The 25,259-nt window shown below is 57.2% G+C and carries 25 protein-coding genes; 9 read left to right on the top strand and 16 right to left on the bottom strand.

Features of this window, described 5'->3' with window-relative positions; translation table 11 throughout:
- Nucleotides 1-4: 4 nt before the first annotated feature.
- Nucleotides 5-328: a DUF3392 domain-containing protein gene (locus ACZZ0Q_RS00535; protein ID WP_122492118.1), complete on the top strand. Its 324-nt coding sequence runs from the start codon at nucleotides 5-7 to the stop codon at nucleotides 326-328.
- Nucleotides 329-377: 49 nt separating this feature from the next.
- Nucleotides 378-632, top strand: coding sequence for a hypothetical protein (locus ACZZ0Q_RS00530; protein ID WP_463540462.1), 255 nt, complete (start codon nucleotides 378-380; stop codon nucleotides 630-632).
- A 125-nt stretch (nucleotides 633-757) separates the two neighbouring features.
- On the opposite strand, the gene ACZZ0Q_RS00525 is transcribed toward ACZZ0Q_RS00530, so the two are convergent.
- The 10 genes from ACZZ0Q_RS00525 to ACZZ0Q_RS00480 form a co-directional block, all read right to left on the bottom strand.
- Nucleotides 758-2,101: a DUF1329 domain-containing protein gene (locus tag ACZZ0Q_RS00525; protein WP_463540463.1), complete on the bottom strand. Its 1,344-nt coding sequence runs from the start codon at nucleotides 2,099-2,101 to the stop codon at nucleotides 758-760.
- 184 nt (nucleotides 2,102-2,285) lie between these two features.
- A complete protein-coding gene (gene trmB / locus ACZZ0Q_RS00520) occupies nucleotides 2,286-2,933 on the bottom strand; it encodes a tRNA (guanosine(46)-N7)-methyltransferase TrmB (RefSeq protein WP_241000495.1) in 648 nt (215 codons plus the stop codon).
- 95 nt (nucleotides 2,934-3,028) lie between these two features.
- Nucleotides 3,029-3,823, bottom strand: a complete 795-nt coding sequence (locus ACZZ0Q_RS00515) for a thiazole synthase (RefSeq protein ID WP_122452972.1) — start codon at nucleotides 3,821-3,823, stop codon at nucleotides 3,029-3,031.
- 56 nt (nucleotides 3,824-3,879) lie between these two features.
- A complete protein-coding gene (gene thiS, locus ACZZ0Q_RS00510; RefSeq protein WP_122492123.1) occupies nucleotides 3,880-4,080 on the bottom strand; it encodes a sulfur carrier protein ThiS in 201 nt (66 codons plus the stop codon).
- A 118-nt stretch (nucleotides 4,081-4,198) separates the two neighbouring features.
- A complete protein-coding gene (locus ACZZ0Q_RS00505; protein ID WP_463540464.1) occupies nucleotides 4,199-4,573 on the bottom strand; it encodes a DUF423 domain-containing protein in 375 nt (124 codons plus the stop codon).
- 1,411 nt (nucleotides 4,574-5,984) lie between these two features.
- Nucleotides 5,985-7,253 carry a hypothetical protein gene (locus tag ACZZ0Q_RS00500; protein ID WP_463560197.1) on the bottom strand — a complete coding sequence of 423 codons (1,269 nt, stop codon included), beginning with the start codon at nucleotides 7,251-7,253 and terminating at the stop codon, nucleotides 5,985-5,987.
- A gap of 5 nt (nucleotides 7,254-7,258) precedes the next feature.
- Complete coding sequence (locus ACZZ0Q_RS00495) at nucleotides 7,259-9,838, bottom strand: fimbria/pilus outer membrane usher protein (RefSeq protein WP_463560195.1); 2,580 nt, start codon at nucleotides 9,836-9,838, stop codon at nucleotides 7,259-7,261.
- A gap of 17 nt (nucleotides 9,839-9,855) precedes the next feature.
- A complete protein-coding gene (locus ACZZ0Q_RS00490) occupies nucleotides 9,856-10,602 on the bottom strand; it encodes a fimbria/pilus periplasmic chaperone (protein ID WP_463540467.1) in 747 nt (248 codons plus the stop codon).
- A gap of 30 nt (nucleotides 10,603-10,632) precedes the next feature.
- Nucleotides 10,633-11,160, bottom strand: coding sequence for a fimbrial protein (locus tag ACZZ0Q_RS00485; RefSeq protein WP_463540468.1), 528 nt, complete (start codon nucleotides 11,158-11,160; stop codon nucleotides 10,633-10,635).
- A gap of 61 nt (nucleotides 11,161-11,221) precedes the next feature.
- Nucleotides 11,222-11,803: a fimbrial protein gene (locus ACZZ0Q_RS00480; protein ID WP_463540469.1), complete on the bottom strand. Its 582-nt coding sequence runs from the start codon at nucleotides 11,801-11,803 to the stop codon at nucleotides 11,222-11,224.
- 357 nt (nucleotides 11,804-12,160) lie between these two features.
- On the opposite strand from ACZZ0Q_RS00480, the gene mtgA reads away from it, so the two are divergent.
- The gene (gene mtgA, locus ACZZ0Q_RS00475) at nucleotides 12,161-12,871 is read left to right on the top strand and encodes a monofunctional biosynthetic peptidoglycan transglycosylase (protein ID WP_463560193.1); all 711 of its coding nucleotides are present in this window, start codon (nucleotides 12,161-12,163) and stop codon (nucleotides 12,869-12,871) included.
- Between the two features lie 12 nt (nucleotides 12,872-12,883).
- On the opposite strand, the gene ACZZ0Q_RS00470 is transcribed toward mtgA, so the two are convergent.
- The 5 genes from ACZZ0Q_RS00470 to ftsY all read right to left on the bottom strand — a co-directional run bounded on the left by ACZZ0Q_RS00470 (nucleotide 12,884) and on the right by ftsY (nucleotide 17,606).
- Nucleotides 12,884-13,492, bottom strand: coding sequence for a hypothetical protein (locus tag ACZZ0Q_RS00470; protein ID WP_463540470.1), 609 nt, complete (start codon nucleotides 13,490-13,492; stop codon nucleotides 12,884-12,886).
- Between the two features lie 81 nt (nucleotides 13,493-13,573).
- Nucleotides 13,574-14,428 (bottom strand): RNA polymerase sigma factor RpoH, encoded by an 855-nt coding sequence (gene rpoH, locus ACZZ0Q_RS00465; RefSeq protein ID WP_122452981.1) that lies wholly within the window; start codon nucleotides 14,426-14,428, stop codon nucleotides 13,574-13,576.
- 111 nt (nucleotides 14,429-14,539) lie between these two features.
- Nucleotides 14,540-15,562, bottom strand: a complete 1,023-nt coding sequence (gene ftsX / locus ACZZ0Q_RS00460; RefSeq protein ID WP_463540471.1) for a permease-like cell division protein FtsX — start codon at nucleotides 15,560-15,562, stop codon at nucleotides 14,540-14,542.
- Complete coding sequence (gene ftsE, locus ACZZ0Q_RS00455) at nucleotides 15,562-16,230, bottom strand: cell division ATP-binding protein FtsE (RefSeq protein ID WP_122452983.1); 669 nt, start codon at nucleotides 16,228-16,230, stop codon at nucleotides 15,562-15,564. Before ftsE ends, ftsX begins: the two co-directional genes overlap by 1 nt.
- Entirely contained in the window at nucleotides 16,227-17,606 is a 1,380-nt protein-coding gene (gene ftsY, locus ACZZ0Q_RS00450; RefSeq protein WP_463560191.1) for a signal recognition particle-docking protein FtsY, read from the bottom strand. Before ftsY ends, ftsE begins: the two co-directional genes overlap by 4 nt.
- A 146-nt stretch (nucleotides 17,607-17,752) precedes the next feature.
- Between ftsY and ACZZ0Q_RS00445 the strand changes: the two genes are divergently transcribed.
- Genes ACZZ0Q_RS00445 through ACZZ0Q_RS00430 form a run of 4 tightly spaced genes read left to right on the top strand, consistent with a single transcriptional unit; the run spans nucleotide 17,753 to nucleotide 22,209 of the window.
- Nucleotides 17,753-19,108 (top strand): M16 family metallopeptidase, encoded by a 1,356-nt coding sequence (locus ACZZ0Q_RS00445; RefSeq protein WP_122492135.1) that lies wholly within the window; start codon nucleotides 17,753-17,755, stop codon nucleotides 19,106-19,108.
- Nucleotides 19,101-20,624, top strand: coding sequence for a M16 family metallopeptidase (locus ACZZ0Q_RS00440; protein ID WP_463560190.1), 1,524 nt, complete (start codon nucleotides 19,101-19,103; stop codon nucleotides 20,622-20,624). Before ACZZ0Q_RS00445 ends, ACZZ0Q_RS00440 begins: the two co-directional genes overlap by 8 nt.
- Nucleotides 20,624-21,223 carry a 16S rRNA (guanine(966)-N(2))-methyltransferase RsmD gene (gene rsmD, locus ACZZ0Q_RS00435; protein WP_463540472.1) on the top strand — a complete coding sequence of 200 codons (600 nt, stop codon included), beginning with the start codon at nucleotides 20,624-20,626 and terminating at the stop codon, nucleotides 21,221-21,223. Before ACZZ0Q_RS00440 ends, rsmD begins: the two co-directional genes overlap by 1 nt.
- A 2-nt stretch (nucleotides 21,224-21,225) precedes the next feature.
- Entirely contained in the window at nucleotides 21,226-22,209 is a 984-nt protein-coding gene (locus ACZZ0Q_RS00430) for a hydrolase (protein WP_463540473.1), read from the top strand.
- Nucleotides 22,210-22,212: 3 nt separating this feature from the next.
- Here the strand turns inward: ACZZ0Q_RS00430 and ACZZ0Q_RS00425 are convergent, their stop codons facing one another.
- Nucleotides 22,213-22,872, bottom strand: a complete 660-nt coding sequence (locus tag ACZZ0Q_RS00425; RefSeq protein ID WP_463540474.1) for a TetR/AcrR family transcriptional regulator — start codon at nucleotides 22,870-22,872, stop codon at nucleotides 22,213-22,215.
- Between the two features lie 306 nt (nucleotides 22,873-23,178).
- Here ACZZ0Q_RS00425 and ACZZ0Q_RS00420 point away from each other — a divergent pair, with 306 nt between their 5' ends.
- Together ACZZ0Q_RS00420 and ACZZ0Q_RS00415 are read left to right on the top strand one after the other, a co-directional pair.
- Nucleotides 23,179-24,609, top strand: a complete 1,431-nt coding sequence (locus ACZZ0Q_RS00420; RefSeq protein ID WP_463540475.1) for a coniferyl aldehyde dehydrogenase — start codon at nucleotides 23,179-23,181, stop codon at nucleotides 24,607-24,609.
- A gap of 81 nt (nucleotides 24,610-24,690) precedes the next feature.
- On the top strand, nucleotides 24,691-25,236 hold the full coding sequence (locus tag ACZZ0Q_RS00415) for a twin-arginine translocation pathway signal protein (protein WP_463540476.1): 546 nt from the start codon (nucleotides 24,691-24,693) through the stop codon (nucleotides 25,234-25,236).
- Nucleotides 25,237-25,259: the final 23 nt, after the last annotated feature.

Here is a 25,259-nt window from a genome sequence, read left to right as displayed (position 1 = left end):
CCAGATGGACCTGATTCTCGACCTGATCGCCACCGTCTCGCGCTGGACTCGCGGCCATCTTTACGACATTTCGCTGGCGATTATGGCCACCGTCTTGGTGCTGTTTGGTCCAGGGATCAACACCTGGATTCAGCAACGTATCGGCGGCCTGAATTTTATTTTCCGTACGTTGCTGTTCGTGCTCATCTGCGCGGTCGGTTACGGCCTGGCGATGATCTTCCTCACGCCGTGGGTGGCCAAGGGTCTTGGCTACTTCAATAACTACACCCTGGCGCCGGTTCTGCTACTAGTCTTCTTCCTCATCGGCGTGATCGCCGACCGCAACTAAGCCGGCTTCCGCCTGGCGACCATGCGGCAGCCAGCAGAGGAGCAGGGCTATGAAAGCGCTCAAACATCTTTATCTGTATTTCCAGGACGGGCAGCGCTTGATCATGCGCTTCCCCGAACAAAGCGACGATCCGGTGGTGATTGCTCGCGCCTTACGTCAGCAACTCGAGTCACCGTTCCTGAGCATCGCCGTTAACGGCGACCTGCTGATGATTCCGCGTGACAGCATCAAGTACCTGCAAATTAGCCCCGCGCCGTCGTCACTGCCGGAGCCAACCCTGGTGGGCGCGGTGCTGGTGGATTAACGGTCGCCCATAAAAAATCGCGGCTGACCCCGCCCCCACACAATCCAGCCTCTGTGGGAGCGGTTTCAGCCGCGATTCTTTTAAACGTCACGCTATTTCAGAGCGGGCTGCGAGCAGCCCATCAATCAATTCCCTTCGCGGCGCAGCGCCTGCGGCGTGAAGTCACCTGGGCCGAGCTTGGCGTTGAAGTCGTACATGATTTCATTGTTATCCAGACCATCGGCGAAGTAGCGCTTGCCGGCGAAGTCATAAATGGTTTCCAGCGTGCTGCCGAACATCGGCACATCGTAATAGCTGATCGGGTGGCTTTCCTGCAGGCCGACCAACTTGTCGTCCTTGTCGTACAGGTCTACCGCCAGGATCTGCCAGCTATCTTCATCGAGGTAGAAGCGACGTTTGGCGTACGGGTGGCTGAAGCCTTTGCGCAGCGACGCTTCGACGATCCACACGCGGTGCAGTTCGTAGCGCAACAACTCGGGGTTGATGCTCTTGGCTTGCAGAATCATGTCGTACGGAATGCCTTTCTGGTGCACCGCATAGCTGTTGTACGGCACGAGCATTTCTTTCTTGCCTACCAGCGTCCAGTCGTAACGGTCCGGCGCGCCGTTGTAGGAGTCGACCATGTCGGCGGTGGCCATGCCGTTGGTGTCTGGCTGCAACGTGTCGAAGGCCAGCATCGGCAGACGACGCACGCGGCGCTCGCCCCGGTTGAAACGCCACGCCTTACGGATGGACAGCACCTGATCAAGCGTTTCCTGCACCACCAACGCCGACCCGGCGAGCTTGGCAGGGGCGACCACGCTGTATTTGTAGAAGAACAACGTGTTGTCCAGATCCGACGGGGTCACACCTTCACGGCCGTAGCGGAAATAGATGTCACGGTCGAGCTTAAGCAGGTTGTACGCACCGTTGGACAGGACCGCAGCCTGGTTGGTGACGAAGTGAATCTGCTCGCCCCGGTAGCGCATCACGTGGTTCCAGATCGCTTCCTGCCCGGTTTGTGGCATCGGGAAAGGGATGCCGGAGGCTGCGCCTTGAACGCCGTTACCGCCGGAAATCAGTTCGGCGTTGCTGGCGTTGTAGCGGGTAGCGTCGTAGATGCGTTGCGGCGCCGCAGCACTGCGGTGGGTCGGGAATACGCGCAGGTAATAATCGGGATTGGTTTCCAGCAATGTCTTCAAACCGACCGGCAGTTGCGCTTGGTACTGCGCGACGTTTTTGCTGTTGACCGTGTATTGCGCAGACTCGTTGGCATACGGGTCGGGGTGGTGCATGCCGGGCTTATAGCCAGGAATCGGCTGCGCCAGACCGCCGTTCCACTCGGGAATCGTGCCGGCGGCATTACCTTTGCGTTCGCCGCCCAGCGGGGTGAGGTCGCCATTCAGCCGGTTGGCCTGAACCGCGTCGACTTTGGCGTATGCATTCACTGCACACATCGCGAGCAGCAGTACTCCAATACTTCTCAACACAGACTTTCTCCTTGGGGCGAGTCGGTAACGCGCCACCTTTATTATTTATCCAGCCAGTCTTGCGTATTGCTGTGGTGAGGTAGCCGGCTTGGGCCGGTCTGGTTTAGTAACGGTGCAGCACGCTTTCAACATGTTCCAGGCTGGCGGTAGGCGTTAACTGCCGCCAGCCCAGGGCATTTATCGATCAGTCTAGACGCTCAAATTTAAGATCCCACACGCCATGCCCCAACCGTTCGCCGCGGCGCTCGAATTTGGTGATCGGACGCTCTTCGGGACGCGGCACATAAGTGCCGTCTGCCGCCTGGTTGCGGTAACCGGGGGCGGCTTGCATCACTTCCAGCATCACTTCGGCGTAGGGCTGCCAATCGGTGGCCATATGCAACACGCCGCCGACCTTCAGCTTCTGCCGCACCAACTCAGCGAATTCAGGCTGCACGATGCGACGCTTATGGTGACGCGCCTTGTGCCAAGGGTCCGGAAAGAACAACAGCAGGCGGTCCAGGCTGGCGTCGGCGACACAGCGTTTGAGCACCTCGATCGCATCGCAGTCATACACGCGCAGGTTTTTCAGGTCCTGGGTCAACACGCCATTGAGCAACGCGCCGACACCGGGACGGTGCACTTCGACGCCGATGAAGTCTTGCTCGGGCGCAGCGGCGGCCATCTCCAGCAGCGAGTGGCCCATGCCAAAACCGATTTCCAGAGTGCGCGGCGCCGAGCGGCCGAACACCTGATCGAAATCCACAAAGTCGTCCGCCAGCGGCAGCACGAACAGCGGCTTGCCGATGTCCAGGCCACGCTGCTGTCCTTCGGTCATGCGGCCAGCGCGCATCACGAAGCTCTTGATTGCGCGGTGCTTGCGCGTATCGGCTGGGGCTTCGTCTTGGACGTCAGCCTGGGGATCTAACGGTTCAGTCATGTTGGCTCTTACTTGATCAGACCATCCAGCGGCGAAGACGCGCTGGCATAGAGTTTTTTCGGCATGCGCCCGGCGAGATACGCCATACGCCCAGCCACAATGGCGTGCTTCATGGCTTCGGCCATCAGCACCGGGTTTTGCGCGTGGGCGATCGCGCTGTTCATGAGCACGGCTTCACAACCGAGTTCCATGGCGATGGTAGCGTCGGAGGCCGTACCGACGCCGGCATCGACGAGCACCGGAACCTTCGCTTCTTCAAGAATGATGCGCAGGTTATAGGGGTTGCAGATGCCTAGCCCCGTGCCAATCAGCCCCGCCAGCGGCATGACAGCAATGCAGCCCATCTCGGCCAGCTGGCGCGCAATGATCGGGTCGTCGCTGGTGTAAACCATCACGTCGAAGCCATCTTTAACCAGCACTTCGGCGGCCTTGAGGGTTTCGATGACGTTGGGAAACAGGGTTTTCTGATCAGCCAATACTTCCAGCTTCACCAGTTTGTGACCGTCCAACAGCTCACGCGCCAGACGGCATGTGCGCACGGCTTCTGCCGCGTCGTAGCAGCCGGCGGTGTTGGGCAGAATGGTGTAACGATCTGGCGGAATGACATCGAGCAGATTCGGTTCATCCGGATTCTGGCCGATGTTGGTGCGGCGCACGGCCACCGTCACGATCTCGGCGCCTGAAGCTTCGATGGCGCGGCGGGTTTCATCGAGGTCTTGATACTTGCCAGTGCCCACCAGCAGGCGAGACTGATAAGTGCGTCCGGCCAGGGTAAACGGCTTATCGGTGCGAGATTGGCTCATCGAAAATCCTCATGCAGTAACGCTAATCGGGTGGGCGACAGTCGGAAGCGAACGTGTTAACCGCCGCCTATGGCGTGCACGACTTCCAGCGCGTCGCCTTCGTGCAAAACAGTTTCGCCATGTTGACTACGGGGCACGATGTCGAGGTTGAGCTCGACCGCAACGCGCCGACCGGTGAGATCCAAGCGTACCAGCAGGTCCGCAACGGTCTGGCCGTCAGCCATTTCGAAAGGTTCACCATTCAACTGAATGCGCATAACAGGCAATCACAAAAGTGAGGGGGCCGGCATTCTAGCCCCAACGCAAGCGCCGACCAAGGCAAAGGCACGCCATTCGTCTCACAATTGACGCCGCGGTCAGGTTGTCTCATTTCGCTCATCGGCCCGGTTTGCGCCAGGCCGCGAGCCCGAAGCAAAACCAGCCGCCGAGAAAAGCCACGCCGCCAAACGGCGTAACAATGCCCAGCTTCGTCATCCCGGTCAGGGTCAATAAGTAGAGGCTTCCGGAAAACAACACGTTGCCGGTTGCAAATAACCAGCCTGCCGCACTTAGGGAGCGACTCGGTAGATGCGGCGCCAAGAGGGCCACAGCCAATAACCCGAGGGCATGCAGCATTTGATAATGGGTGCCCGTCTGGAAGATCGCCAGGTACTCGGGCGACAGCGTGGCCTTGAGGCCGTGCGCTGCAAAGGCTCCTAACGCGACGCCAGTGAAACCAAAAAACGCCCCCAGCAATAAAAATCGACGCAACGTAAACCTCCGGAGTGGGTGACAGCAGAAGACCTTCAAAACGTGCGTTGCGCCGAACAGCAACGGCTGGGCTCATTAATGCACGTACAGGCTGATAGTAAACGGTACGGAAAACTGTTGCGCAGCCGGGGTGTCGGTGGTGGTTTGGTAGTACCTGAACGTCAACAACGCGCCGCCGACCCCACGATTACTTCCCGACGCAGGCCCACCGTCGAACCAGTTCGAACCGGCCATATGGTCCCCGCAATCCGCCCGGCAATAATGACCATGTGAGGAAGAGACGGTGCCTGAAGCCGGGTCGACGTAGTCTCGGCCCTGCGCGTCATAGCTAACAGGAGATCAAGGCAATGCGAGCGAGTTTTGTCCCAATAACACTGGCGAATCGTTAAGCAGGATCTGCACGCCGACATCGCTCGTCTCGGACGGCATGCCTACACCGTCGACGCCATTGTTGAGTGGAAAACCGGCGTAAACGATACAGAAACGGTGCTATCCAAAGCGGCGTCACAACTAAATAAAAGCGCTGCCGGAGCAATGCAAAGTCAGTTGCGTCAGGACCAAGGAAGGAAGTTGTTGGTAGCGAGGCTAACCGAATCGTGGACAGAGCGTTCATGCCTGCCGCACTTGAATCGTGGGCTTGGTATGCAGGACTTCTAGCGTTGGCGAGACGGCTAACATCGTTTGCGACAGCGGGATTCAGTAACCCAGAGACTACGAGTTGGTTATCAACCGCCGACGTTTCCACCTGGCCGGCGGCGAAGTACTTAATGAAACCGACACCCTGAGGAAAATGGACGCCACTAGCTGTATCGCCGGAAAATGGTCCCGTCTTCACCGAGCTCAACCGAATGGGACTGGAGGGATGCTTGTTTGATTTAGCAGTAGTTGTCCACCCGGACGAACCGTTTCACTGCTGGTGGCAAGCAGGACGGCACCGGCACGGACGCTTCCAGACGGAAATTCGACAAACATCGAAACGCCATCGGCACTGCTCGGCACCATAAAGCCCGAGCCGCGGGCACTGGAGTTAGCAGGAGGATAATAAATGACATCAAGAAGTTTGCCGCTTAGCTCGTACAAGTCGCTGCACATTCGGGCGCTGAGCGTCACCGTTTCTAGCGCTAATAAGGAGCCAGCAGGAAAGCGAGAATCCTCACGCCATGAACGATTGAATAACATCCGATAACTGGGCGCCTCTTACACTATATCCCGAGAGGCCACAGAGCTACTGACGCAAGCGCTTGCACTTGACCAATCGCAGCCGGCAAACAAGCTAGGAGAATGTGAGATGAAGCAGATAAAAAGAAATCCGGAAAACCTACCAACCGAACTACATGAGCCAAGATCCATCTTCGCTACTCCTGCAAATCCATTTGCAAAGTAAACCTATAAACCTAAATAAAACGCCGAACTAAAGCACATCTAACGTTACGGTAAACGGAACCGAGAAAGTGCTTGGCTGAGGCGTAGTCGCGGTCGTTTGATAATATTTAAAAGTAACCGTCGCACCCAGACCATCATTGTTACCCGAAGCAGCGCCGCTGTTCTCCCAGTTGGGGCCAGTCATTTCTGCATCACAATTTTTCTTACAAATCCAACCCTGCTGTTTAAGAACCCCGTAAAACGGGTCTGTAACATCGTTACTGAGGGGGGTCAGGTTCCAAAGTAACGCTTTCGATGCAACGTCAAACTTTACTGGCACGTCATCCAGAAGCAGTTGTATGCCGATATCGCTGCCGGCTTCAGGCATACCGACACCCTCCGCCCCTTTATTAAGTGGGTACGTTGCACTAAAAGAAACGGCAGGTTTGGTATCCTCGACCCCTTTGCAGGAAAACCTGAATTGATGAGACTTGGACGACGCTTCGACCGGTCCGATGCCCTGAAACGCAGATGTGCTCACCGGCGACATGGAGATAATTCTAGTCCCTGAGTTCAGGGGGATTTTGTCAAACCCCAAAATTTCGCAGCTCGGCGCACTGGCCATTCCGAGAAAGGTAATGTTATTTCCCCCGCTGCCGCCATAACGGGCAGGCATCAACAGTTGATCTTGAGCCGCTGAAACTAAGCTAGGATTTTGAACTCCGCGATAGGTGAACCAACCCAGTCCGCCTGCAACGGTAATCTCGCCTTTACTGGAGTCGCCGGAAGTATTGGCAAATGAGCCGGTTTTAACCACTGACAGTTTTACAGGGATAGTGAGTTTGGGGGATATGAGAGCGCCAGTGTTACCGACATTCCCTGCGCTGGCAGTAAGATAGATGCCTCCGGCCGCCTCGGGTGTCCCGTTCGGAAACTCTATTTCAATGGCAACACCCGCAGCATTAGTCGGTATTCGAAATCCGGATCCAGTCCGTATTGCATTCAATGGGGGGGCGTAAACAACGGCCGCTTGCTGCCCTTTCAGCTCTCGAAGGTTGCTACATAGAGATGCTGTTACGGTTGTCAAAGACATTCCCATATACGTTCCGACGGGATGACGGGAATCGTTATACCAGCGTTTGTTCGCCAACATCTTAAAACCTGCGGTTTGGAAAACGATGGGTGAAGTAATGGCATTCGGTGACGACGCTCCGCCCCAAGAGCAAGAAGCCGACGCCATCAACGACCAGAACAAAGCGCCCCCCGAACACGTGACAACGATTACCCGTCGGATAAAGAGCCCAGCTAACGCAAGCATGGAGATTACTCATATTTACATGTGGTGTAATTTCTGTCCTTACCTGAAGCGCGCATATCCAAGTTCGCAGCGCTATCCTGCTTGTTAAACTGATAATCCATCATGCAAGTGCGTCCACCCACGTTCACGAGAAGCTTTCCTTGCGCGTCCACACCCCGGGCAAAAATACTACCTGCCTGCCCTACATATCCCACAACGTTGCCCGACGTGTTGTTGAACACTTCCGCTCCAAATGGCAACGGATTGCCATCTTCGAACATACCATTTATAACAATGGTGTTTTCGCGCAGCGTTTCAAACTTGACTTTAACGATTGATCCCGCGACAGGGACCGACTCACTGCTTGTATCGGCAATTGAAATATCTGACGACAATCCCTCCGAGTCAATTTCGACCCGATTACGCGAATACGCTGAAAGATATGGAACGACTCCGTAGCCCCGGCCATCTACCACCGCGCCGCTGGAATTGGTGATACGAGCGCCATCGGCATCTTTGGCTTCTATTAATGCAACGGTTTCGCCCAAAGTTTGACCTAACGTCACGCCCCCTTCATGGACCAGCACCGATCCAGACACACCTAAAGAAGCCTGCTGATAGTCGTCCCCTTTGGTATAACCACTAGCGACAAATCCTTTGGAGCCTTGATAGGTGCCATTGAGCCCGTAGCTGGCAGACGTGTTCTGACTGTCGAGACCTTGGGTGGTTGAGATGCCGTAGGTGTACTCTTGGTCATTGCCCGCTATACCACCCAGTTGCATCTGCCCGTAACTGCCCGACTCCGAATTACGCGTCGTACTTGCCGAAACATAGTTTCGGCCATAATTAGAAGCGAAAATCGGGATGCTAAAGTTCAGCCGAAATTCGTTATACCTCCTGTCATCCTTATCTTTGACCCGTGATAGAGCGACGTCATAATTTAGGTCTCGGAACCGATTTGCATACGACAGCTGAAACTGCGTATCTGACCCTTCGCGATTCCAGAAATTGCGCGTAGAGCCGCTGACAGATACAGCGCCAAGATTGTAAGGGAGTCTTTGGCGCAAGTTCATATCAAAACGCCCTTTCTGCTTCGCCCGGTAACCGTATCCCAGACCGTCATCGGTGGGTCCGTTCTGAAAATTTGAATCCTGGCTCGTAACAAACTCACTAAATGACCAGAAGCCGCGACTGGAGAACCTGTAACTGGATAGCGTGACGTTAGTGCCAGTTGGCTCATAAAGCGTTGAATAGACAAATCGGATGCTATCGCCATTGATAGCATCCGATCCTCCCAGACTCGCACTTGAGTAGGTGTAGTCAGCCGATATACCGCCCAAATACGTACTAACGGCACTACCTAGGGCCACAGCCTGGTAGGCTTCGCTTCCGACAAATCCACCGAATGCTGTAACGTAGTTGTTTACGCCGTGCTGAAAGTTAACCTGCCCAACCACGGGTTTAAAATTGCTGTAAGACGGCGTCCAAGCTTCCCCGAGACTCGCCGAGTATTTGGACTGACCAGGACGGAGCAATTGCACTAAAGACGAGTACGGCACAGTAAAGCTTTTAATCGAGCCATCCGCCTCCGTTACGGTAACGTCCAGATCATTACCGTAACCACTCAGCATTAGATTTTTGATTTCAAAAGGGCCCGGCGGCACGGCCCGTTCATAGATAATTGCGCCCCCCTGTTTGATCGTTAACTTAGCGTTCGAATCCGCCGTTCCGATTACCACCGGCGCATAACTTCTAAGCGAGGCAGGCAACATCCGCATATCTGTTGAAATAAACGCGCCTTGCAAGCCATAGGAGTCGAACAGTTGGCCATCGGTATAATTCTGCCCAACCGTAAGGGTGCTGCTCAACCGCTCTATATCCGTCTGCGCATAGGTACGCTGATTTTGATATGAACGGTTTTCACCGTCAGCCGCTATAGAGGAGATATTCCGAATCCGCCACCCCTCGACATTCATTCCGCTTTCAAAATACGCGAATGCTTGAGTCGAAGCGTTACCATAACTGCTTGAATTAAATGCGTCTATGGAATAGTTCAACCGCGCGGCATTGATGCCTCTATCCCATTCAAGCGGACTAATATAATCCCTGGGCCGCTCTATTAAATAGGCCTGAGGAATGTAAGCTTCAAGACGTTGCTCGGAAAAATCGAAGTTCACCGAGGCGCCGGGTACGACGGTTTCTATCTGACGGCATTTACCAGTGGCTGCGCCCTCCGAAATCCACTTAGAGTCTTCTTCAAGTAACTTTGAGATATCAATACCGAGCAAGGAAAAATCCTTTGCAGTAAAACAGGCTATTGCAGACTTTTTGTCTGCCACAGAAATAAATTTTATCGAAGTTGACCTTTGTAGTTCGTCGTTCAGATATAAATCTACTTTAAAGTTTCCAGGAGGCGCTGGATTACCGTCAGTAAACCTCGATAAATCTGCACTGTGCTTCTCGCCAGGCGCGCCCCACAACATACTATTGTCGAACTCCACGGCGGCGTATTTTTCTGGTGTGGCCAGCGCTGGAGCAACGAAGATCAACACCAAATGCGCGCATATGATTGAAAACGCTGTCAGATTCCGGCTTTGATTTTTCATATTATAACCAGAAGATATTAGAACGTAGCGGCGGGCTTTTTCCAAACAGGGGACCCGCCATAATCATTTACCGACTTATAGGTAACTGATGGCGAATGCTGAGAGCTACGCACTCTTTTTAATTCAAATATTTTTGTCGTATAAGGCGCTATCATTTCCGCTTCTACAACGCCTCCATCATCGTTAGATCCGACGCCTAATGTGCTGATATTCACGTGATAGGGAGTAGGGTTTTCTAACATCACTCTCCCAGGCTGGTATTTAACAATCAACTTTTCCGGCGCATCATTCGCGACCCCATCCAACCCCTTAGGCCGCAGGAATATTTTTATGCGTGTTCGAAAGCGAAACTGTAGATAGTTATCATCAGCGTTTAACTTAGGCTTGCTGGGAATTTCCAGAACGTTCAACCAATACACTGACTCTCGGTCCGACGGCACCGGAAGACTACGGGTGTACTGTATCTTCGCGACCTGCCCCTTTTTCGGATCAATTCGGAATATTGGGGTCGTCACGACAAATGGAACCCGAATATTTTCCGGACTCGCTTTTTTGTCGCCATCGTCAATCCAAATCTGAACGAGTTTTGGTTCTGCGCCTTCATTTGTCATACGTATAGAAACTTCGGTCTTCTCCTCGGGATATATCACGCGCGTGCCATCCAAAACGACCGAGGCAAAAACAGGACCGGAAAAAATAACAGAAATAATAAACGGGGATATTTTAAAAGCTGACCGTAAGTACTGAAGGATATTAGTGCGCATGTTTTCACCTGACACCGAAAACTAAAACTATTAATTTGACTCGACTAAAAAAGTAACTGTACCACTAACTTTTCCTTCCGTGGCTGCACCGGTAGCGTAGTACTGAACAAAGAAATCGAATTTCGCTCTATTTTCGCCCGCCGCTCCTATAGCATTGCCCGTGCTACTAACTTGCTGGCCTTTCGCTGCATTTACATCCACTGCAATCCCAGCGGAATTAAGAATCTGCAACTGGACATTTTGCGCTCCGTCCACCGCAGTATTTGGCAGTCGTCCTGAAGTCCCGACTGCAATTGATGCGAGCGGATCGCCTTCGAAGTAGATAAACGAATCAGCTGGACACCCTTTAATCTCTATTGAAAACGGTGTCCGGCCAGTCGTATCGCTGGCATTCCTTAATGAGGAACTCGGCGCGAGTGGTAACTTAACAAGCTGCTCTTTGCCTACAACAACACATGTAGCGGCGGTTACTTTTCCCTCGACGGTGAAACTCGCAGTTGCCCCATTGCAATAGTGCGAGAACAAAAACAAGAGTGCATATATTATGGATTTTTTCATGTAGCACCCAGGATAATGAAAAGCAATGCCTGGCGGGGCCGCCAGGCATTTAACTTAGACTTTATTGATAGTCAATTTCATAGTCCACGCTGGACTTCAAGCCACCCGCAGTAGCACCGCCTTTTACTGAGATGTACTCGACAAAATACCTAAGAGATGCAGATCCTATACTGTTAGTCTCAACAAGGGCTTCTTCGGTAGCGCCTTGAGCACCACGTCCCAAAGACAAATCCATTGGATCGGTATCTTTGTTTAATATTTGAAGTTCGACATTCGTGGTTGCGTTCGTTGTCTCGGTATTCAGCAAATGCCCATCCGCAGTAATGGTATTTCCGGCTGTGAAATACACTGAAGCCTTACCTGCCAACGGGGACGGGGTCCCCGACGCCGTCGCCGCCGAGCAATCGGAAAGCTCAAAATTTAAGAAAGTACGACCGGCTGTAGAGGCTTTCGCCGTAAGAAGCTTGGACGAAACGATGGGCAGTTTCACCGTTGCGTTATTGCCTTGCTTATTTACTGATACCGTGCAAGTGGTATCAGAAACACCGCCTTCAAAGTCGATTTTCCCTTCGTTCGCAGTCGCCACTTGGGCCAAGCCAGCCAGAACGAGGCTAGAGCTGAGTGCAGCCAATTTGTTTTTCATAGAAGACTCGTAGAATTATGTTTAACGTGAAAAGGTATTGATATCTAAAGCCCCGGTAATATTAGTTAAATCTCCATTCGAAACTGCAATCAGCCTCCGACCGAGGCGTGGGAATAATCCGTAGAAGTTGGAATTTCCCGACCTGAAAAACGGATTTATGCGTAAGGTGTCGTCGACTACTGTGCACTGCATGCCGGACTTCGGTAGACGCGACTCAGAAATGTTTACTCCCAAACACGCCTCGAAGGCGCTCACGGGAGCGTGGGGGGCTTTTGACTTTAAAAGCCTTAATGTGGGCGAGGCTGTTTATGTGAGCAACGCTATACTCCTGTGCCTACTCTCAAGGCCCCGCTACGCATGGTTCGAAAACTTTTCCGAAGTATGTTCAGGTCTTTGCTCTGGTTCGCCGCAGCCTCAGTGCTCCTGGTGCTTGTTCTGCGCTGGGTGCCGCCCCCTGGATCCGCTCTTATGGTTGAGCGAAAGGTTGAGTCATGGATTGATGGCAAACCAATCGACCTCAAGCGCACTTGGCGCCCATGGGCGGAGCTGTCGGATGATTTGAAAATTGCCGTAATCGCAGGTGAAGACCAGAAGTTTGCTGAACACTGGGGTTTCGACGTGGAGGCTATTCAGGCGGCCCTTGATCACAACGAACGTGGCGGCAATCTGCGCGGCGCCAGCACGATCAGTCAGCAAGTGGCGAAGAACCTTTTCCTTTGGCCCGGTCGAAGCTGGCTGCGTAAAGGGCTGGAGGTGTGGTTTACCGGCTTGCTGGAGTTGCTCTGGCCGAAGCAGCGAATCCTTGAGGTTTACCTAAATACCGTGGAGTGGGGTAGCGGGGTGTTTGGAGCGGAGGCGGCTGCGCGCGCGCACTTTGGCGTGGGAGCACCCTACCTGACCGCCCGGCAGGCCAGTTTGATGGCGGCGGTGTTGCCCAACCCGCTGAAGTGGAGCGCCGGCAAGCCGACCGGCTATGTCAACCGCCGGGCCAACTGGATTCGCCAACAGATGCGTCAGTTAGGCGGCAGTGACTACATCGTGCAAATGCAGAAGGGCCGCCGCTCCTGATTGGCGATTCGCTTACTGTTTAAGCGAGCTGCGGGGCACGACATGGAGTAGTAAAAGGGCACCGTTTTCTACATGAACCGTCAGGCCTTGCGCGGGATACACCCAGCCTTCTCCGCTAGTGAGCTGCAAGCGCAAACGCGGCGGTCCAAAAGTGGCGACGGCCTGATCTTCGGCCACCGGCTGTTCGGGACGCAGCATTAAAGAAGAGAGCCTGTGACCGCTCAGTTCGCCCAGCATCTGGCTGCTCAGGGGTTGTTCAGGGTCGGTAGGCTTGAGGCCCGTCGCCGTCATCAAGCTGGTGTGCTCTTGCTCGGTGAGCACCAGCGCTGCTTCGACCTTCCATTGCTCGCCCATGCTGTCCAGGCTGGAACGAAAAAGCAGCTGAGGGCCGACCAGTCTAGGTTTTAACCATAGTTCTCCAGCACTCACTGCGTTCAAACGTCCCAGCGTTAGCGCGCCTTCCGCCATTGGCGACATAATTTCTTTCTGCCAGCGCGCCATGCCGGCAAGCGGTTCTGACGCGCTTCGCCCGTGCATCAACCAGCCGCCCCAAGCAAAGAAGGCAATGGCGATCGCCACAAAAAGCAGCCAGTGCTGCATACGTAGCGGTGGCATGGTCATGGACAGTCTCCGAACAGGGTTAAACACGCAGGCAGAAAAAAGCCGCACCTGGGTGCGGCTTCAGTCCTTTCGCTTTGACACTCAGGCGGCGATTGAGCCTTTGAGTTTGTTCATAGCGTTCTTTTCCAGCTGACGAATACGCTCGGCTGAAACGTTGTACTTCGCGGCCAACTCATGAAGGGTCGCTTTTTCTTCAGCCAGCCAGCGCTGGTAGAGAATATCGCGGCTGCGTTCATCAAGGCCTTCCAGCGCCTCATGCAGGTTCGCAGTAGCGCTGTCGCTCCAATCGGAATCTTCCAACTGGCGAGCAGGGTCGTAGCGATGGTCTTCCAGGTAATTGGCCGGCGACTGGAAGGCGCTTTCGTCGTCCGCCTCTGCAGCGGGGTCGAAAGCCATGTCATGGCCGGTCAAGCGGCTTTCCATTTCGCGCACTTCGCGCGGTTCCACGCCCAGGCTTTCGGCCACAGCGTGGACTTCGTCGTTATTGAGCCAAGCCAAACGCTTTTTCTGGCTGCGCAGATTGAAGAACAATTTGCGCTGGGCCTTGGTGGTGGCCACTTTGACGATGCGCCAGTTGCGCAGGATGAACTCGTGAATTTCAGCTTTGATCCAGTGCACAGCGAACGACACCAAACGCACGCCCATTTCTGGGTTGAAACGTTTGACGGCCTTCATCAGGCCAACGTTGCCTTCTTGGATCAGGTCGGCCTGTGCCAGACCGTAACCGGAATAACTTCTGGCGATATGGACAACAAAGCGCAGGTGCGCGAGCACCATTTGGCGAGCGGCTTCGAGGTCTTGATGGTAGAAAAGACTCTCGCCCAGTTCGCGCTCCTGCTCAACAGTCAGCAGTGGAATGCTATTGACCGCATGCACATAGGCTTCCAGGTTGGCACCTGGGACTAAAGCATGGACAGGTTGCAAAGAATTGCTCATGCGAATCCTCCGACTCACGAAACTCGTGCCTTTTGAGCACTGCCCGGATAAGACCAGACAGTTGACTCGAAAGTTCAAAAGCACGAAATAACACTAATAAACAGTAACTTACTACTTCGGGGCCAACTCGTTCAAGTGACGGGCCACCGCAAGCCAGGCGCCAATATACCCCAACAACACCGCGCCAAGTAGCAGCGATAAACCGTCGGACAACGGCACCCCTGCCAAGGTAAAGTCGCTGCCGTACAGCCCGGCCAAACGCACCACGGCGCCGTTCAACCAGTCCAGACCAAACGCCAGCACGGCCCACGACAGCACACCTGCTCCCAGGCCGTACAGCGCGCCCATATAAAGGAAGGGACGTCGCACGTAGCTGTCAGTTCCACCTACCAGCTTGATGACTTCAATTTCGGTGCGACGATTTTCGATGTGCAGCCGGATGGTGTTACCGATCACCAGCAGCAAGGCCATCACCAGCAATAGCGTCAGCCCGAAGACGAACCGCTCGCCCAGTTTCAAAATGGCGCTCAAGCGTTCAACCCAGAGCAAATCGAGCTGCGCCTGCTGAACCTTGGGCAGTTCCGCCAGGCGTAAGCGCAAGGCTTCCAGCGCAGGTTTATCCACCTCCTTCGGCGTCACCAGAATCACGGCCGGCAACGGGTTCTCGGGTAGCTCTTTCAGCGCTTCACCCAAGCCGGACTGCTGCTGAAACTCGGCCAGCGCTTGTTCGCGGCTAATCCATTCGGACTCAGCCACATCATTCATTTCTGCAATCTGCGCGCGCAGCTTTTCGCCGTCCGCTTCGTTGGCATCGAGCGTCAGGAACAAAGAAATTTGTGCCGCGCGCTGCCAGGAACCGCCCAAGCGCTCCACATTGTTGAGCAGCAGCGACAAGCCCATGGGCAAGCTCAGCGCCACGGCCATCACCAGACAGGTAAAGAAACTGCCGATGGGCTGCTTGGCCAGGCGACGCAAGCTGTCGATCAAGCTCGAACGATGGGCTTCCACCCAGGCGTGCAGCAAGGTGGAGAAGTCCGGGCTGCCGTCGTCTTTTTTCTGATCGTTCTTCTTTGGCGCGGCGCCGACGCGCTCGGCGGCGGAAGACGGTTCCTGAGTATTACGTGTGGCGCTCATTAACCGGCCTCCCCGTCACCAATCAATCGGCCGCGCTGCAACGTCAACATGCGGTGACGCATGCGCGCGATCAAGGCCAGGTCATGACTGGCGATCAGCACGCTGGTGCCCATGCGGTTGATGTCTTCGAATACGCCCATGATTTCAGCCGCCAATCGCGGGTCGAGGTTACCGGTCGGTTCATCCGCCAGCAGCAAGGCTGGGCGGTGCACAACGGCGCGAGCAATGCCGACGCGCTGCTGCTGACCGGTGGAAAGATCGCCGGGAAACAGATCGCGCTTGTCGCTAAGGGCAACGCGCTCCAGCGCCGCATCGACGCGCTTGGCGATGTCGGGCTTGGACAACCCGAGAATCTGCAGCGGCAACGCCACGTTGTTGAACACGGTGCGATCGAACAGCAGCTGGTGATTCTGGAAAACCACGCCGATCTGGCGGCGCAGGAAAGGAATCTGAGCGGTGGTAATTTGCGCCAGGTCCTGGCCCGCCAGCAGCAGCTTGCCCGAGGTTGGCCGCTCCATCGCCAGAATCAAGCGCAGCAAGGTGCTCTTGCCGGCGCCCGAATGCCCGGTCACGAACAGAAATTCGCCGCGTCGCACGCGAAAACTCAGCTCATGCAGGCCGACATGGCCGTTGGCGTAGCGTTTACCCACCTGCTCAAAGCGAATCATGCGTGCTCCCGCTCGGCAAACAAGGCTTGAACAAAGGCTTCAGCTTCAAAGGTGCGAAGGTCGTCAATGCCCTCACCCACACCGATGTAGCGGATCGGCAGGCCGAACTGTTTGGCCAACGCGAAAATCACGCCGCCTTTGGCTGTGCCGTCCAGCTTGGTCAGCGCTAGGCCGGTGAGGCTAACGGTCTGATTGAATTGCTTGGCCTGGCTGATGGCGTTCTGCCCGGTGCCGGCGTCCAGCACCAGCAACACTTCGTGCGGGGCGGTTTCGTCGAGCTTGCCGATCACGCGGCGCACTTTTTTCAGCTCTTCCATCAGGTTGTCTTTGGTATGCAGACGGCCCGCTGTGTCTGCGATCAGCACGTCGATCCCGCGGGCAGTCGCCGCCTGGACCGCATCGAAGATGACCGAGGCCGAGTCGGCGCCAGTGTGCTGAGCGATGACCGCAATCTGGTTGCGCTCGCCCCACACCTGCAACTGCTCGACCGCCGCCGCGCGGAAGGTGTCGCCCGCAGCGAGCATCACTTTCTTGCCTTCCTGCTGAAGCTTTTTGGCCAATTTACCGATGGTGGTGGTTTTGCCGGCGCCGTTGACGCCGACTACCAGAATCACGAATGGCTTTTTTTCCGCCGGAATAACGAGCGGCTGCTCGACCGGTTTGAGCAGCGACGCCAGTTCCTCTTGCAGCGCCTTATATAAGGCACCGCTGTCGATCAACTGCTTGCGCGCTACTTTCTGCGTGAGGCTCTGGATGATTGCCGTGGTGGCTTCAACGCCGACGTCGGCGGTCAGCAGGCGTGTTTCGATCTCATCGAGCAAGTCATCGTCGATGGCCTTTTTGCCAAGGAACAAGCTGGCCATGCCTTCGCCGAGGCTGGCGCTGGTTTTCGACAACCCCTGTTTCAGGCGCGCGAAGAAACCGGCTTTGCTTTCTGGCGACGCCGATACTGCGGGCCCAGGCACCGGCGCGACCACCACGGGGGCTTCGCTTATAGGCGGCGCGACTGGCGCAACAACAACTGGCTCAGCAACAACCGGTTCAGGCGTGGGAAGAGTTGGCTCTGGCGCTGGGACGGGTGCCGCAACAGGCTCCAGAACCGGCGCGATGACCACTTCAGGCACCACGGTCGGTTGCTGTTCCTGGGCGGGCATCTCGGTTGCCGGAGCGTCGATAACCGGTGCTGCCTCAGCAGGCGCAAACTCGCTCGGCGCTACGGTTTCGACCGCAGTTTCAGGCGCCGCAGCGGGCTCCTGAGGCTTTTTGCGCAGCCAACCGAACAGGCTTTTTTTCTCCCCGGACTTCTCGTCGGAAGGGGCCGGAGCGTTGTTCCCAGCAGCGGCTGGGGTCTTCTTGTCGTCTTTGGAACCAAACATGGAGAGCGGCTATCTCAAGGGTGCGACGCGCCAACAGGGTAAAAACCCAACAGCCGTGGCCGCCAATAAAATGGATGAGTATCCTAGCACCTCCGCGCCCGCCGACGCTAAGACCAAGCGGGCCTTCTCGACAGGTCATTCACTTCATGAAAATGCTTGCCCGCAGCGCCACCGGGCTGCTGCTCGCGGCCCTTTGCCTGCCGCTGTCCACATTCGCCGCCGATACCCAACCCACTGAAGAGTTCACTCTCGCTAACGGCCTGAAGGTTGTGGTGCGTGAAGACCACCGTGCGCCCGTGGTGGTTTCCCAGGTTTGGTACAAGGTCGGCTCCAGTTACGAAACGCCCGGGCAAACCGGCCTTTCCCACGCCCTTGAGCACATGATGTTCAAGGGCAGCGCCAAGATGAAACCCGGCGAAGCGTCCCTGGTGCTGCGCGAATTGGGCGCCGAAGAAAACGCCTTTACCAGCGACGATTACACCGCCTACTACCAAGTGCTGGCTCGCGACCGTCTGCCCGTGGCCTTCGAGCTTGAAGCCGACCGCATGGCCAGCCTGCGCCTGCCGCCGGAAGAATTTCGAAGTGAAATCGAAGTCATCAAAGAAGAGCGCCGGATGCGCACCGATGATAAACCCAGCTCGCTGGCTTACGAGCGCTTCAAGGCCATGGCCTATCCCGGTAGCGGCTACGGCACACCCACCATCGGCTGGATGGCCGACCTGCAGCGCATGAGCGTGGAAGAACTGCGCCACTGGTACGAAACCTGGTACACGCCCAACAACGCCACATTGGTGGTGGTGGGCGACGTCACGGTCGCCGAGGTGAAAACCCTGGCCGAGCGCTACTTCGGCCCCGTTCCCAGCCGCCCGATTCCCACCGCCAAAGCGCCTTTGGAACTGGCTGAGCCGGGCGAGCGACGCCTGCGTCTGTACCTACAAACGCAACTGCCAAGCCTGATGATGGGCTTCAACGTGCCAAGCCTGGCCACCGCCGCCAACCCGCGCGATGCCCACGCCCTGCGCCTGATTTCGGCACTGCTCGACGGTGGCTACAGCGCGCGCTTGCCCACGCAACTGGAGCGCGGCGAGGAATTGGTGTCTGGCGCTTCCGCCAGCTACGACGCCTACAACCGCGGCGACAGCCTGTTCATGCTCTCCGCCACGCCCAACGTGCAAACCGGCAAAACCCTGGCCCAGGCCGAAGCAGGCTTGTGGCGCCAGCTGGAAGCGCTGAAAAAGACCCCGCCCACCGCTGCCGAACTGGCCCGCGTTCGCGCGCAGGTTATCGCCGGCTTGGTGTACGAGCGCGACTCCATCAGCAGCCAGGCCAGCACCATTGGCCAGCTTGAGAGCGTTGGCTTGTCGTGGAAATTGATGGACGAAGACCTGGCCGCCATCGAGGCCGTCACGCCGGACGATATCCAGCAAGCCGCCCGCACCTATTTCACGCGCGAACGCCTGAGCGTTGCCGAAGTTCTGCCGAAGGAAAAAACCCATGAGTGAACGCAACGGTCTGCGATACGGCCTCTTGGGCCTAAGCCTGTTGGCCTTGCTGGCGGTGCTGGTGTTTGTGGTCAGCCGTCCGGCGCAAGCGCCAACCGAACCTGCGCCCAGCGTGGCTGCCATCGCGCAACCGGCTGCAGAAACGCCAGCCAAAACCGAAGGCCACTTGGAGTCGCTGGCCGCGCTGGAAGGCCAGGCGCCGAGCCATCGGGCCATCGACATTCAAACGTGGAAAACCGCAGAAGGCGCCAAGGTGCTATTTGTTGAAGCGCACCAGCTGCCAATGTTCGATTTGCGCCTGACCTTTGCCGCTGGCAGCAGCCAGGACGGCGATGCGCCAGGGCTGGCGATGATGACCAACGCCATGCTCAACGAAGGCATTGCCGGTAAAGACGTGAGCGCCATCGCTGCCGGTTTCGAAGACCTGGGCGCCGACTTTGGTAACGGCGCCTACCGTGACATGGGCGTGGCCAGCCTGCGCAGCCTCACCGCCGCCGACAAACGTGAGCCGGCGCTGAAACTGTTCACCGAAGTGATCGGCAAACCGACCTTTCCCGCCGACTCGCTCGTGCGCATCCGCAATCAGGTGCTGGCCGGCTTCGAATACCAGAAACAAAACCCCGGCCGCCTCGCGGGCCTGGAGCTGTTCAAGCGTCTGTACGGCAGTCATCCGTACGCGCATTCCAGCGACGGCGATGCTGGGTCCATCCCGCGTATTACCGTTGCGCAAATGCAGGCCTTCCATCGCAAGGCCTACGCCGCCGGCAACGTGGTGATTGCGCTGGTGGGCGACTTGTCGCGTGCAGAGGCCGAAGCCATGGCTGCCCAAGTGTCGGCCGCGCTGCCCAAAGGCCCGGCGTTACCGAAGATGCCGCAACCGGAAGAACCGAAAGCCGGGCTCACGCATATCGAGTTTCCGTCCAAACAAACCACGCTGATGCTGGCGCAAATGGGCATCGACCGAGCCGAACCGGATTACGCCGCGCTGTTTTTGGGTAATCAGATTCTCGGTGGCGGCGGCTTCGGCACGCGCTTGATGGATCAGGTGCGAGAAAAACGCGGCCTCACCTACGGCATCTCCTCGGGCTTCACGGCTATGCAGGCGCGCGGCCCTTTCATGATCAGCCTGCAAACCCGGGCGGAGCAAAGCGAAGGCGCGCTGAAGCTGGTGCAAGACATTTTGCGTGACTATCTGGCCAATGGACCGACGCAAAAAGAAGTGGATGACGCAAAGCGGGAACTCGCGGGCAGCTTTCCGCTGTCTACCGCCAGCAATAGCGATATAGTTTCGCAATTGGGCGCCATTGGCTTTTACGACCTGTCGCTGACCTACCTGGAAGACTTCATGCAGCAGGTACAAGCGCTGGACGTGGCCACGGTGAAAACCGCGATGGCCAAGCATTTGAATGCGGATAACCTGGTCATCGTCACGGCCGGGCCTACCGTGCCGCAGAAGCCACTGCCGCCCCCCACCGATCATCCCGCCGAGCCCGCGCTTGGCGTTCCGGAGCACTGATGGCCCGTCCCGTAAAACCAGGTAACGCCCCCGCCCATGGTGGCCAAGGCCAGTTGCGCATCATTGCCGGTGAGTGGCGCAGCCGCCAGTTCAGCTTTCCCATGGCTCACGGTTTGCGGCCCACGCCCAACCGTGTGCGCGAAACCTTGTTCAACTGGTTAGCGCCTTATGTTCAGGGCGCTCGGGTGCTGGACTTGTTCACCGGCAGTGGCGCGCTGTACCTCGAAGCACTGTCGCGTGGCGCCAGCCTGGCATTGGCGCTGGACCTCAATGGCGCCGCCATCGCCAGCCTGCGGCAAACGCTCGACGCGTTGAAATGCGCGACCGGCCAACTGCTGCAAACCGACACCCTGCGCTACCTGGAAACCCAGAGCCCGTCGCCGTTCGACCTGGTGTTTCTCGACCCGCCGTTCAACCAGAACCTGCTGCAGCCCACCTGCACGCTGCTGGAAGAAAAAGGTTGGCTGGCAGACGACGCGTGGGTGTACACCGAAAGCGAAACCCCACCCTCAACCCTGACCATGCCGGGCAACTGGCGCCTGCACCGCGAGCAGAAAGCCGGCCAGGTGTATTACGCCCTGTGGCACCGCACGGCGTAACCATGAGCACTGGTTTCACCCCGGCCTGGTGGCTGCCCAACCCCCATCTGCAAACCCTGTGGAACTCGCTGTGTCGCAAGCCGCCTGCGCTTGAGCGTCAGCGCGAGCGGCTGTGGCTGGAGGATGGCGATTTCCTCGACCTGGACTGGCACGGCCCGCACGAAGCCGATGCGCCATTGGTGCTGGTGCTGCATGGGCTGACCGGCTCGTCGAGCTCGCTGTACGTGCTCGGTCTGCAACAAAACCTGGCCGCCCAAGGCTGGGCGAGTGTGGCGCTGAACTGGCGCGGTTGTTCCGGCGAGCCCAACTTATTGCCGCGCGGCTATCACTCCGGCGCCAGTGAAGACTTGGCCGAAACCATCCGACACCTGCGCGCCAAGCGCCCCATGGCACCGCTGTATGCCGCCGGGTATTCCCTGGGCGGCAATGTGCTACTCAAGTACTTGGGCGAAAGTGGCGCCGACAGCCACCTGCAAGGGGCGGTCGCCGTGTCGGTGCCGTTTCGGTTGGACCAATGCGCTGACCGTATCGGGCTGGGCTTTTCCAAGGTGTACCAGGCGCACTTCATGCGGGAAATGGTCGCCTACGTGAAGGACAAGCAGCGCCTGTTTGCTCATAAAGGCCAGGCCGATCAGTTATCGATTTTGGAAAAGCTCGGCCCGCTGACCGACATGCGCACGTTCTGGGATTTCGACGGCCGCGTCACCGCGCCGCTGCACGGTTTTGCCGATGCCGACGACTATTACAAGCGCTCCTCGAGCCGCTATTTCCTGGGCCGCATCCAGACGCCGACGCTGCTGATTCAGGCCGCCGACGATCCGTTCGTGTTTCCTCACAGCCTGCCCCAAGCCAGCGAACTGGCGAGCTGCGTGCAATTCGAATTGCACGACCATGGTGGGCATGTGGGCTTCGTTCAGGGCTCTTGGCGCCGCCCGGAGTACTACCTGGAACGGCGCATTCCGCAGTGGCTAACGGCACTCGGTTAAGGCTTACACCACGCCATCGAGCGGCACGAACAGGCGCTGCTGCAGCGCATCCACCGCCTCGCGCGCCTGTGGTGCGATATAGCCACCCTCCAGCGCCAACACTTGATAAATGCCACGGCGCAGCATCTCTTCACTGAGGTCGCCCATGTCGCCTCGCGAGGTGCAGAGAAAGCGCACCCACGAGGTCATGATGATCCAGGCATTGAGTGTCAGCGCTTCAATCTGCCGTTCACCCATCACCAGAATCTGCGCGTCGACAAAGCCCTGATAAATCGCTTTTGCCTGCCCCATGGAGCGCAGCGAAAACTGCTGGTACTGCGCCGCCAGGCCCGCGTCGCTTTCCAGCAAATGCTCCAGGTCGCGGTGCAGAAAGCGGTAGTGCCACATCGCCGCGAGCAAGGCTTCGAGGTAGAAGGTTTTGTCTTCCACGGTCATGGGGCGGCCTTGCGGCGGGCGCAGAAAGGTGTCGACCTGGTGTTCGTACTGGCTGAACAGTTCGGCGATGATCGCCTGCTTATTGCGGAAGTAGTAGTACAAATTGCCGGGGGAAATCGCCAGATACGCAGCGATGTGATTGGTCGTCACATTGCGCTCGCCCTGCAGATTGAACAGCTCCAGGCTGGCTTGAATGATGCGCTCACGGGTTTTCATTGGCGCGGCCATGGCGCTCGTACCTCACACACTGTTTCTTGAACAAAAAGCCGTCAGCAACTGCGTCCTGCCTAAACGGTCCAGCTCCCTTGCTGCGCCAAAGGTACACGCACAAGCGCAGCAATTGTTACTCATCACCACAGCGACTGCGCACCCTAACTTTTCGTTGGGGTGCATCCCAGAGCCCTTCTCGGCATCCTATTTGACACATTAGAGTAATTGCTCTAAAAATCCAGCGACGTTGTTTTGCGCAACCCTAAACCGACCTTCAAGACGGTTCCGGGTTCTTTTAACTGGACTGCCCAGGAGCCTTCGAAAATGGTCGCCGACATTGCTTACCTGCAACACAACCAACAACAAATCGACCAGCTTGATTCATTGTTGCAGCGCCAGCGCGAAGCGTTCCGCGCCAACCCCATGCCCGAAGCCGGGCAGCGCATTCAATGGCTCAACAGCCTGTGCGATCTGCTGCTGAAAGAAAAAGACACTCTGGTTCAGGCCATCTCCCAAGACTTCAGCAACCGCGCCGCCGAAGAAACCCTGCTGGCCGAGGTGATGCCCAGCGTGCACGGCATTCACTACGCCACCAAACGCATCAAAAAATGGATGAAGCCGTCGCGCCGATCGGTCGGCTCGGCCTTCCAGCCGGCCAGTGCGAAAGTGATTTATCAGCCGCTGGGCGTGGTCGGCGTGATCGTGCCGTGGAACTACCCGCTGTTCCTGGCCATGGGCCCGCTGGTTGGCGCCCTGGCGGCGGGCAATCGGGTGATGATCAAAATGAGCGAATCCACCCCGATAACTTCGCAGCTGATCAAAGACCTGCTGGCCCGCATCTTCCCGGAAGACCTGGTGTGCGTCGTGCTCGGTGAAGCCGAGGTCGGCATGGCTTTCTCGAAACTGCCCTTCGACCATTTGCTGTTCACCGGCGCTACCAGCATCGGGAAGCACGTGATGCGCGCAGCAGCGGAAAACCTCGTTCCAGTCACCTTGGAGCTGGGCGGCAAGTCGCCGGCCATCGTGTCTGCGGATGTACCGTTGAGCGACGCTGCCGAACGCATCGCCTTTGGCAAAACCATGAACGCCGGGCAAACCTGCGTGGCGCCGGATTACGTGTTGGTGCCCAAAGATCGCGTGGAAGGTTTCGTTGAGGCGTACCGCAAAACCGTGCAGAGCTTCTACCCCAGCCTTAAAGACAACCCGGACTACACCGCCGTCATCAACGACCGCCAGTTGAACCGCCTCAAAGGGCTGCTCACCGACGCCGAAAGCAAAGGCGCCACACTCATACCGTTATTCCCGGAAGGCCAGGGCCGGCGTATGGCCCAAACCGTGGTGTTGAACGTGAACGACGACATGAAGCTGATGCAGGACGAAATTTTCGGCCCGCTGCTGCCCATCGTGCCGTACGACCGCCTCGAAGACGCTTTCACCTACATCAACGACCGTCCGCGCCCGCTCGCCCTTTATTACTTTGGCTACAACAAGGCCGAACAAAAACGCGTGTTGCATGAAACCCATGCCGGCGGCGTGTGCCTGAACGACACCTTGCTGCACGTCGCCCAGGACGACATGCCTTTTGGCGGCGTCGGCCCCTCCGGCATGGGCCACTACCACGGCCACGAAGGCTTCCTGACCTTCTCCAAGGCCAAGGGCGTGTTTATCAAACAACGCTTCAACGCCTCGAAAGTGATCTACCCGCCGTATGGCAAAGCCCTGCAAAAACTGGTGCTGAAACTGTTCATCCGCTAAACCAAGCTGAGCTTGCGGCGCCCGGTTTCAGCCTGCCGGAGCGCCGTTTTAAAACGCGCTAGCGCGAGGTCAATAATAAAAATGAATGACTCGGTAATCGCTACACCTGGCCTGTCCCGTCGCGGCCTGCTGAAAGTGGGCCTGATGGGCTCAGCCTTTCTGGCTACGGCCGGGCTCACCGCCACCTTGAGTGGCTGCTCGGCCAGCACACCGGCCAACGGTTTCGCCATCTTGCGCGAGTCCGACCTGCCGTTTCTCAAGGCGCTGATTCCAGTGATGCTGACCGGCGCCGTGCCGCCGGAGCAGATGCCGGGCGCTGTGAACGGCACCCTGCAAAACCTCGATTACAGCCTCAATCGCCTGTCCCCGGAAATGCTCAAGCTCACCGTGCAACTGTTCGACGTGCTGGCCATGGCGGTTACGCGCGGCCCGCTGACGGGCATTTGGGGCAGTTGGGAAAACGCCAGCGGCGACGACGTTCGCCACTTCCTCGACCGCTGGCAGAACAGCTCGCTCAGCCTGCTGCGCATGGGCTACGCCTCGCTGTTGCAGCTGGTGATGATGGCCTGGTACGGCCGCGCAGAGTCGTGGGCGCATTGCGGTTATCCCGGCCCGCCCAAGGTCTGAGCCGCGCCGCATCACCCTCTACT

It is taken from the genome of Pseudomonas sp. AC070, from assembly GCF_979258635.1.
This window is presented reverse-complemented; position numbering and strand designations above follow the sequence as displayed.